The 9,593-nt window shown below is 63.0% G+C and carries 10 protein-coding genes and 3 pseudogenes; 9 read left to right on the top strand and 4 right to left on the bottom strand.

Translation table 11 applies throughout. From position 1 onward, the window contains the following. From VEI45_RS08835 to VEI45_RS08810, 6 genes and pseudogenes are all read left to right on the top strand, one after another. Positions 1 to 352: pseudogene (locus VEI45_RS08835) on the top strand (MCE family protein); the annotation flags it as partial. Then, positions 310 to 990: a hypothetical protein gene (locus VEI45_RS08830; protein ID WP_324852228.1), complete on the top strand. Its 681-nt coding sequence runs from the start codon at positions 310 to 312 to the stop codon at positions 988 to 990. The pseudogene VEI45_RS08835 and the gene VEI45_RS08830, both read left to right, overlap by 43 nt. A 41-nt stretch (positions 991 to 1,031) precedes the next feature. Further along, entirely contained in the window at positions 1,032 to 1,682 is a 651-nt protein-coding gene (locus VEI45_RS08825) for a hypothetical protein (protein WP_324852226.1), read from the top strand. A 22-nt stretch (positions 1,683 to 1,704) separates the two neighbouring features. Then, positions 1,705 to 2,607: an alpha/beta hydrolase family protein gene (locus VEI45_RS08820; protein WP_324852224.1), complete on the top strand. Its 903-nt coding sequence runs from the start codon at positions 1,705 to 1,707 to the stop codon at positions 2,605 to 2,607. Positions 2,608 to 2,630: 23 nt separating this feature from the next. Then, a complete protein-coding gene (locus tag VEI45_RS08815) occupies positions 2,631 to 3,149 on the top strand; it encodes a CAP domain-containing protein (protein ID WP_324852222.1) in 519 nt (172 codons plus the stop codon). Positions 3,150 to 3,172: 23 nt separating this feature from the next. Further along, on the top strand, positions 3,173 to 3,520 hold the full coding sequence (locus VEI45_RS08810; RefSeq protein ID WP_324852221.1) for a DUF732 domain-containing protein: 348 nt from the start codon (positions 3,173 to 3,175) through the stop codon (positions 3,518 to 3,520). 6 nt (positions 3,521 to 3,526) lie between these two features. On the opposite strand, the pseudogene VEI45_RS08805 reads toward VEI45_RS08810, so the two are convergent. The 3 genes and pseudogenes from VEI45_RS08805 to VEI45_RS08795 form a co-directional block, all read right to left on the bottom strand. Continuing rightward, positions 3,527 to 3,649, bottom strand: a pseudogene (locus VEI45_RS08805) (hypothetical protein); the annotation flags it as partial. A gap of 128 nt (positions 3,650 to 3,777) precedes the next feature. After that, the gene (locus VEI45_RS08800) at positions 3,778 to 4,392 is read right to left on the bottom strand and encodes a rhodanese-like domain-containing protein (RefSeq protein ID WP_324852219.1); all 615 of its coding nucleotides are present in this window, start codon (positions 4,390 to 4,392) and stop codon (positions 3,778 to 3,780) included. Positions 4,393 to 4,520: 128 nt separating this feature from the next. Further along, the gene (locus VEI45_RS08795; RefSeq protein ID WP_324852217.1) at positions 4,521 to 6,449 is read right to left on the bottom strand and encodes an acyl-CoA dehydrogenase; all 1,929 of its coding nucleotides are present in this window, start codon (positions 6,447 to 6,449) and stop codon (positions 4,521 to 4,523) included. Positions 6,450 to 6,603: 154 nt separating this feature from the next. Here VEI45_RS08795 and VEI45_RS08790 point away from each other — a divergent pair, with 154 nt between their 5' ends. The 3 genes from VEI45_RS08790 (at position 6,604) to VEI45_RS08780 (ending at position 9,373) form a co-directional block, all read left to right on the top strand. Next, entirely contained in the window at positions 6,604 to 8,106 is a 1,503-nt protein-coding gene (locus VEI45_RS08790) for a CHAD domain-containing protein (protein WP_324852215.1), read from the top strand. Next, positions 8,106 to 8,852 (top strand): ParA family protein, encoded by a 747-nt coding sequence (locus tag VEI45_RS08785; RefSeq protein WP_324852213.1) that lies wholly within the window; start codon positions 8,106 to 8,108, stop codon positions 8,850 to 8,852. Before VEI45_RS08790 ends, VEI45_RS08785 begins: the two co-directional genes overlap by 1 nt. Positions 8,853 to 8,938: 86 nt before the next feature. Further along, positions 8,939 to 9,373, top strand: a complete 435-nt coding sequence (locus VEI45_RS08780) for a methyltransferase family protein (protein ID WP_324852211.1) — start codon at positions 8,939 to 8,941, stop codon at positions 9,371 to 9,373. A gap of 31 nt (positions 9,374 to 9,404) precedes the next feature. Here the strand turns inward: VEI45_RS08780 and VEI45_RS08775 are convergent. Beyond that, positions 9,405 to 9,593 (bottom strand): annotated as a pseudogene (locus VEI45_RS08775) (ABC transporter); the annotation flags it as partial.

The raw sequence follows: 9,593 nt of genomic DNA, 5'->3' as shown, positions 1-9,593 counted from the left end.
CTGCGAGACAAAGCCGGGCAAGCGCGCCCCGACGGTCGAGATGTGCGAAAGCGACGAACAGTATGTCCCACTCAACGACGGTCTGTTCTGGAAGGGCGATCCCAACGCGACATTGAGCGGTCAAAGTGTGCCGCAATTTCCTAAGGGGGCTCCGACACCGTCACCTGGCAGGGACTGGCACCCGCCACCCGAGTCGCCGGTTCGGCCGCCGGTCGCCATTCCCTACGATCCGGCGACCGGAAATTACGTGGGCCCGGACGGCCGCGCCTACAGCGAGTCCGACCTGGCTTTTACGTCGAAAGGTAAGACATGGCAGGACATGATGGTGCCGTCGAAGAAACCGACCCCTTAAATACCTCAGACGCCCCTGAGCTCGTCGACGAGGACGGCGCCGACGCTGAGGACATCGACGCTGAAGAAACAGATGGCAAGGATTCTGAAGCTGACGAGCCTGAGGCCGAGGGTGCCGCCGAGCCGGGCACGAGAAACCGTGTGCAAAAATGGTTTTCGAGCATCCCGAGACCGATCGCCGTCAGTGTCGCCATCGTCGTGGCACTAGTCGGGCTGGGAGGCTGGCTGGGATTCCGCGTCCATCAAGACGATCAGGTGCAGGCGCAACGCAACCTGTACGTGCAAGTCGCGCGGCAGACCGCGATCAACCTCACCACGATCAACTACACCGAGGTCGATGCCGACATCAAGCGGGTCCTGGATTCGGCCACCGGCGCCTTTCACGACGAATTCCAGAACCGGTCGCAACCATTCGTCGAGGTCGTCAAGAAAGTGCAGTCCAAATCGGAGGGCACCATCTCCGAGGCGGGTCTGCTCTCTTACACGAAGGACCAAGCGCAAGTGCTCGTCGCGGTCGCAGTGAAGACGTCAATGGCCGCGGCTCCGGCAGATCAGGAGCCGCGCAGATGGCGGATGCGACTCACCGTTGACAGAACAGAGGACAGCGCCAAGGTGTCGAATGTGGAGTTCGTACCGTGAGTAGTCGAACTGCACTAACAGGGCAGCAGGAGGACTCCGCGATGTCCGATGACACTGACCCGGCCGCCGACGAGTCGTCGCTCGACGACCTGACCGAGCGCGATGATCTGGCCGATGAGGCGGAGGCGGCTGACGAGGCGGACCTGCTTGACGTTGACGAAACAGAAGCCGACAACGACGCTGTGGAAGCGCCGGTCGAGCGGGGCAGCCGGTTCTCCTGGACTCGTCTGCTGATTGTGGGACTACCCGCGCTGGCGTTGATCATCGCCCTAGGCGATGGCTATCTGAAATGGCTCGACGGCACGGCGCGGGAATCGCATGCGGCCGCAGGAGCATCCGTGCGGGCGGCCTCCGAGAGCACCGTCGCGATTCTGTCGTACAAGCCCGAAACGGTGGACCGCGACTTGAAGGCTGCCGCCGAGCGGCTCACGGCCGGCTTCCGCCAGCAGTACACCCAGCTCACCAACGACGTCGTAGCTCCCGGGGCAAAGCAGCAGCACATTTCGGCGGTGGCCACCGTTCCTGCGGCGGCCTCGGTGTCGGCGACTGGAAAGCACGCGGTGGTGCTGGTTTTCGTCGACCAGACCACCACCATCGGCAACGATGCACCCACTCAGACCACGTCCAGTGTGCGCGTCAGTCTGGAGAAGGTCGACGGTCGATGGCTCATTTCGCAGTTCGACCCGGTGTGAGCGATGGACAAGTGAGGCAAGGATGAAGAGTGTGTCGTTGAATTTCCGGCGGCTTTCCGCCATCGCACTGACGGTCGGATGCTTTGCAGCAAGCATGATTTCGGGCTCGACGGGCACCACTAAGGCGGCCAGCTTCGAGAGCCTGTTGGTGCCGTCACCGTCGATGGGTCGTGACATCCCGGTGGCCTTCCTGGCCGGTGGCCCGCACGCGGCGTACCTGCTGGACGGTTTCAACGCCGCGCCTGACGTCAGCAACTGGGTGACGGCAGGTAACGGATTCGGCGCCCTTGCCGGCAAAGGGATTTCGGTGGTAGCACCGGCTGGCGGCGCCTACAGCATGTACACCAACTGGGAGCAGGACGGCAGCAAACAGTGGGACACGTTCTTGTCCACCGAGTTGCCAGACTGGCTCGCTGCCAACAAGGGCCTGGCGCCCGGCGGGCACGGCGTTGTCGGTGTCTCCCAAGGCGGATACGCGGCGGCCGCGCTGGTCACGTTCCATCCTGATCGGTTCCGCTATGCCGGGTCGCTATCGGGATTCCTCACCCCCGAGCGCACCGGAGTGGACGGAACGATCACCGCGGCGCTCAAACAAGGCGGTGCCGACAGCGACCACATGTGGGGCCCGCCCCAATTGGGTCGCTGGAAATGGCACTCGCCCAACCAGAACATTCAGCAGCTCGTCGACAATGACGCCCGGCTTTGGATTTACAGCCCAGGGAGCGGCGCCCCGACTGATCAGGGCGCGATGGCCGGCTACGGCGATATCTCCCAGGGCACCAACGCTCAGTTCTACTCCCACTACCGCGACGTCGGCGGCAAGAACGGCCACTTCGACCTGGGCCGCGGCGGGGGCAACGATTGGCCGACGTGGGGACAACAGCTCGGTGCAATGTCCGGCGACCTAGCCGCGAACATCCGCTAGTGATTCGAAAGAGATGAGATGCCATGACTGACAAGCGCATCCGCCAATGTGCACAGATCATCTCGATACCGTTGGCGGTCGGCGCCGGGCTCGTCTCCCCGAGCGTGATCGCCGCATCGGCCGCTCCCGGGGTTCCCGGCAACAACGACCGGCTCAACAACGGCATCGTGGCCAACGTCGACACCATCAAGAGGCAGGCCGGCTGCAAAACCAACCTGAAGATCAATCCGCAGCTACAGTCCGCCGCGCAGCGCCACACGGTCGATGTGCTCAACAATCGCGGCCTCGATGGTGACGTCGGGTCGGACGGGTCGTCGGTGGCGGACCGTGCCCGCGGCGCCGGCTACAACGGCACTGTCGCCGAGACCGTGGCGATCAACCAGTCGTTGGCCATCAATGACCTTGACGTCATGGGTAATTGGTACTACCGCCCCGACTACATGGCGATCATGTCGAATTGCGCCAATACTCAGATCGGCGTGTGGTCAGAAAACAGCTTCGACCGCAGCGTGCTCGTCGCCGTATACGGGCAACCGGCATGAGCGGGACTGCGATGAAGCGTGGGATGTGGCTGGCGGGTCTGATCGTCGCCGCGGCATTTTGCGGCGGCATAACGCCGCTGGCGCACGCCGTTCCGGCCCCCGATATTGAGTTCATTTACGACACGACCGTGCGCAAGCAATACAGTTTCGCGAACACAGCAGATGCCATCAGCTATGCCCACGGCATTTGCGACAAGATTACCGGCGGGGCGAGCTACGCCCAAGTCATCGGCGACGTGAAAAATGACGTGCTGCCCAACGACGAGTACTCGGCCAACTACTTGATCTCGAACGCGGTGAATATCTACTGCCCAGCCCAGCTGTGGCAGTTGCGCAACTCGGCGGCCACCTATGTGCCGCCGCCGGCGTGACCTGCGCTACCCGCCAGAGGGTCCCAGGTCGGGGGCATACGAAGGCGGCGGGTAGACGCCTCTCAGGAGCCATGCGTACGCCGCGATGCCGTACTCCAGCTCGTCGCTGGCATCGTAGTCCGGGTTCGGATTCATGCGAATAACCCTTCGTCGCGGTTCCCGATCAAAAGCATGTAGCGTTCCAAGCATACCGTGATGCCTGCCAACTAGCGTTCGGGGTGCTGAACGATCCCGGAACCCTTAATTCAGCAGTGATTTTAACGCCCGCGGACGGTCGCTGAGTTGGCACTGGCCGGCGTATCGAGTTGGGCGAGAACTGTTTTCGCATCGGACGCCGCGCCCCGGTTATAGGGCAACTTGGACAGCGCCGTTGCCATTGCGCAAGTGTTGGATATCGCGGCGTAGGCCAAGCCGGCGCCGATCGCCGCCGCCAGCCATTTGAGTCGCGGTAGGGCGACGCTCCCGACAACAGAGGTAAGCACGACCGATCCGGCTACCAGGCGCAGCTGCCGCTCGAGCTCCCATCGTTGGACGCCACGATCGACGGCGAAGCCTTGCCCCTCCCAATCGGTGATGCCCTTCTCGAGAACTCGTCCACCGGTCAGGCCCGCGTTGCGCAACAATTCTGCGGCCTGTATCGAACATTGACCTGAGCGGCACACCAATACAACGTCATGTTCGTTGTTGAGTTGCCGGACCATCTCGGGACCGTGCTGATTCAGAAGGTCGAGCGGTACGTTGTAGGACCCGCTGATGTGTGAGGTCTCGAACTCGGCAGGCGTTCGCACGTCAAGAATTCTCAGAGGTGCAGACGACGCGAGGAGATCGCGGAGTTGAGTGGAGGTGATGGCTGCATCTGTCGGTGCGGTCATGATCTGCTCCAGCTTGATCCGGCAACCAAGTGTTTTGATCGAAGTGATTTAGAGCCTTCGCGCGAGCAGACACATAAGCCCCTCCTCGTCGGCGTGTCGCGGGGCCTTTACGTCTGCTCGCCGTCAGATCAGCCCGGCAGATTCTCTGGATGCAGCATAACGGCGTATCGCAGCGGCTCGGGGATCCCGAATCCGTCGACCAGTGTTTGCGCGTAGGGCCGCAGTAACCGACACCGGTCGTTGATAGCGCGAGTGACCGCCTTGGCGCGTTCGGTGGACAGGTACCGGTGCTCGACGTACCACGCTTTGTCATCTTCGATCACCGACAACGCATACAGATCACAGACCAGCCCGAGCACCTTGCGGGCCGCGTCGTCTTCACACGAGTCGATCCCGGCGACGAACGCTTCCAGCACCACCCGGTCGATATGTGCGTGCGCGGCATGCAACACGTGATCCTGCACGGCGTTGAACGCATCGAATGCCGACATTTCTTTGGATTTGCCCTGTAGCCGGCGCGCCACCGAGGCAATCATGTATTCCTCGCGGTCCTCGAACATCTTGACCTGGGTGCCGCGGTTGAACAGGCTGCCTTCTTCTTCGTTGTCCTGCCGTGCGTCGACGATGGTTTGGATGATCGTCTCTGCCGCAGTGCGTTTCAGCACCCGCTCACCGGCAAAGTTGGCGGCGAACAGCACCCACTCCACTGGGCTCATACCCTTGATGTCGTCGGCGTAGGCGGTCAGCAGCTCCTTGGCCACCAGCTGGATCAGCACATGATTGTCGCCTTCGAAGGTGGTGAACACGTCGGTGTCGGCGCGCAGCGCGATCAACCGGTTGTCGGCCATGTATCCGGCGCCGCCGCAGGCTTCCCGGGCTTCCTGAATAGCCTTGGACGCATGCCAGGTGTTGGCCGCTTTGAGACCGGCCGCCCGCGATTCCAACTCGCGTTGCTCCTCGGCGTCGGGTGCGTCCGAGGTCTGCAGATCGTGGCACTTGGCCACCAGCTCGTTCTGCGCGAACTGCAACGCATACGAACGCGCGATCAACGGGAACAGCCTTCGCTGGTGCACCAGGTAGTCCATGATCAGCACCTCGCCCTCGTTGTCGGGTGCACTGAATTGCCTGCGCTGCAACGCATACCGTGTGGCGATGTCCAACGCCACCCGTGCTGCGTTGCCTGCGCTGCCACCCACACAGATCCGCCCGCGGATCAGGGTGCCGATCATGGTGAAGAACCTGCGATTCGGGTTTTCGATCGGTGAGCTGTAGGCGCCATCGGCGGCCACGTCGCCATACTTGTTCAGCAGATTCACCCGTGGAACGCGAACGTGGTCGAAAACGATGCGGCCGTTGTCGACGCCGGGCAGGCCGCCCTTGTACTGGCAGTCCGACGTGGTCACACCGGGCAGGTCGTTGCCGTCGGCGTCGCGGATCGGCACCATGAAGCAATGCACGCCGTGGTTGACCTGCTCGTCGCCCTCGGTGGTGATGAGTTGGGCGAATACCGCTGCGATGGCAGCGGTTTCGGCGGCACCGCCGATGTAGTCCTTGCGCGCGGTCGGAGTGGCGGAGTGGACGACGAACTCCTGGTTGGTCGCGTCGTACGTCGCGGTCGTCTCGAGTGACTGGACGTCGCTGCCGTGTCCGGTCTCGGTCATCGCAAAACAGCCGCGCAGCTCGAGGTTGATGATCTTTTTCACGTAGGCTTCGTGGTGGCGTTCGGTGCCGAGATTCTCCACGGCACCGCCGAACAGGCCCCACTGCACGCCCGCCTTGACCATCAGCGATAGATCCGACATCGCGAGCATCTCGATCATCGTGATCGCCGCCCCGACATTGCCGGTCCCGCCGTGTTCTTTGCGGAAGCCGTCATCGGCCGCGCCGGCGGCGGCCATGATCGACATTTGCTCTGCCACCTTGGTGCGCGCGATCACCGTGTTCGGTGTGTAGTGCGGACGGAAGACCTCGTCGCTCAACCGCTCCCGCATCTGGTTCTTCACGTCGCGCCAACGTCCGTCCAGCGCGTTGCGCAAATGTTCGGCTGTGGTGGTCATACCCGACGGTAACTCGACCCTCGCACCGCCGGAGTAAGCTCCGCGAGGTCAGCCGACACTTTGACGGCCCCGCGGCCAGGTGAACAGTCCGTTAACCCAAGGTGGCTATCATCTGTCGCGCGGTCGCGGCCATGCGGCCAAGGGAAGGTATGCCATGGGCAAGTTTTCCCGCGCCTTCAGCAGGCAGGGTGCGGTTGACGTTGAGGCGGTCGAGGCTGCGCTGCATCCGAACTTCGCCCTGGTCGCCGGACCGGAACGAACCGTCTCACACACCTGGCTGGATACCTTCGATTGGCGGCTGCACTCAGCGGGGATATCCCTTGAGTACGTCGACGACGGTCCACTGATCATGGAGTTCCCGGATGGCAGCCGGTTGCAAGGGCCCCGGGCGAAGAAATGGCCAGCACTGTTGCACGATCTGCCGGCCGGGCGGCTGCGCGATGCACTGGATCCGATTGTCGCGCCGCGGGCACTTCTGTCGGTCGTCACCGTGCAGCGTGCTGTGCGCGAGAGCCGGGTACTCAACGCCGACGAGAAAACTGTTGCCCGCCTACTGACCCAAAGCGCCGACGACGCCACCAGCCAGCTGCAGGTCCAGCCGCTGCGTGGCTACGAGTTAGACGGTGATCGCATTGCCCGCCTGATGGGTAGCGTGGATGGGCTCACCGCGTCGACAACGACGCCCTACGACGACGCGCTGGCGCTTGCCAGTCGCAGTCCCAGCGACCATGAGCAGAACCCGACGGCGCCGCTGCGCCCGGAAACGCCTGCGCCGGTGGCCATTGCGAATATGCTCGCGCAGTTCGCAGCCGCCATCGATGACAACGTGGCGGGCACGATCGCGGCGATCGACACCGAGTTCTTGCACGACCTTCGGGTCGCGGTACGGCGCACCCGTTCGATTCTCAAGCTCGTCGGTGATGTGCTGCCCGCGAATTTGGCTGACCGGTTCCAGCCGGAATTCAAGTGGCTCGGTGATCTGACTACGCCCGTGCGCGATCTCGACGTATACCTGCTCGAGCTCGACAACATGGCCGCCAGGCTGGCGTCGGCCGATCCGCGCGACCTCGACCCGTTCCGGTCTTTTCTGATTCGGCATCGCGCAGCGGAACGCCGCCGTCTGGTGCGCGGGCTGCGTTCGCGGCGCTTCGAACAACTGATGAGCGACTGGCGCACCGAGCTCGCCCAGGTGGCCGCTGACGGCGATGGCGGGCCGGCGGTCGCTGCGGTGGCCCGGCGGCGCATTGAGGGGGCGTTCCGGAAGGTCGTGCGGCGCGGCAAGCTGATCGCCGCCGACTCGCCGAGCGATCAGGTGCATGAACTGCGCAAGCGCTGCAAGGAATTGCGCTATCTGCTCGAGGTATTCCGGCCATTGTGCGCCGACGCGCCGTATCGCCCTCTGATTAAGGAGCTCAAAGCGCTGCAGGACACGCTCGGCGACTTCCAGGATGGCGAAGTCCAGCGGGAAGCGGTCCGAGAATTCGCCGCGGTGATGATGGAACAGGGCGCTGCGCCGCCGGCAACCGTGCTGGCGATGGGGGAACTGGCTGCGCAGCTCGACGCACATCAGCTCAATGCGCGGGGAGCGCTGGTGGGCCGGCTGAAGCCATTCCTGGCCAATGAGAACCGTGCCCGAGTGAAGGCGCTGGTGCGCTGATGAAGATCTACGCGACTTACAACATCAAGGGCGGCGTCGGCAAGACATCGGCCGCGGTCAACCTTGCCCATCTGGCCGCGCGCAGCGGATACAACGTGTTGCTGTGGGATCTCGACCCACAGGCCGCGGCCACCTACCTTTTCCGGGTGCGGCCCAAAGTCAAGGGTGGCAGTCGAGCGCTGGTGGACGGAACGCGATCGCTCGACGACGCGATCAAGGCCACCGATTTCGACGGGCTTGACTTACTGCCGGCCGATTTCCGCTACCGCAACATGGACTTACAGCTTGACGACATGAAGCGGCCGACCCGCCGGATTCACCAGCTGCTGCGACCGTTCGACGACGAATACGACGTGGTCTTCCTGGACTGCCCGCCGAGCATTTCGCTGCTGTCGGAGAACGTCCTGCATGCGGTCGATATGTTACTGGTGCCGATGATTCCGGCCACGCTCTCGGTGCGCACATTCGATCAATTATCCGGCTTCGTGGGCGATTTCGATGGCCGCAGACCACGGGTGCGTGCGTTCTTCTCGATGGTCGACGCGCGCAAGCGGCTGCACCGCGACCTCGTGGAACAGTTGCCGGCTAAACGAGCGGGAATCTTGAAGACGGCGATTCCAGCCCTGTCGATCATCGAGCAGATGGCCGAACAACGGGCGCCGGTAACAGCGTTCGCCCCGCACAGCGTCGCAGCAATGTGTTACGAAGCGCTTTGGCATGAGGTGAACGGAGTCGAAACCGCTTAAGCGGAACGTACTTGCCAGGATATCTAGCCGCCGGAACGATCGTGCTCCTGGTCGGCATGGTCTTCATGCCAGTCTTGCTACTGAGCATGACTGGAACACGCGCAATGCATTTCGGCAGTATTGACAAGAAGGATTACTTCATTCCGCCGATCGTGCTGTTCTATTTCTACACCGTCTTTGCCGCGGCGTTGGATTGGCCGCTGGTTGGCGGCAGAAGGTTTTTCCGGTCCGAAGCCGTGGCCTGGATCGGAATCGGATTATGTTGTGCCGGCCTACTTGTCATGCTGGCGAGCCTGATCTCGTTCGGCAGAAGCTTTCGAGTTGACATCGACGTCGACCGCCCCGACGAGCTGGTGACCACCGGGGCGTTCGCTTGGAGCCGTAACCCCATCTACGTCGCGCTGTTTCTTGTTTTGGTGGGCCAATTCCTGGTGTTTCCGAACTGGGTTCCGTATTGCGCGAGGAGGAGTTCATGCGGCGACAGTATGGTGACGAATACTCGGCCTACTGTCGACAAGTGAGACGTTATGTCTAAGAACGGTATTGAGGCGATCAGTGCCGGCGCGCCGGGCGCCTCAGCCGCCAGCGCAGCGCCGCGGTGGCCACTGCACCCAAGCCGACCAGCATCGCCATGTCGAACAGCCACCGGCCGGCCGAGTGTGTCCATGACTCGTCGGAGGCCGCCAGTAGGTTGACCGCGTGCACGTCGACCGTGGCAGCCGAGGCGGCGAAACCCCACCG

Source organism: Mycobacterium sp., from assembly GCF_035623875.1.
Taxonomy (GTDB): Bacteria; Actinomycetota; Actinomycetes; order Mycobacteriales; family Mycobacteriaceae; genus Mycobacterium.
The sequence above is the reverse complement of the archived record's forward strand: the minus strand, read 5'-3'. Positions and strand labels throughout refer to the sequence as shown.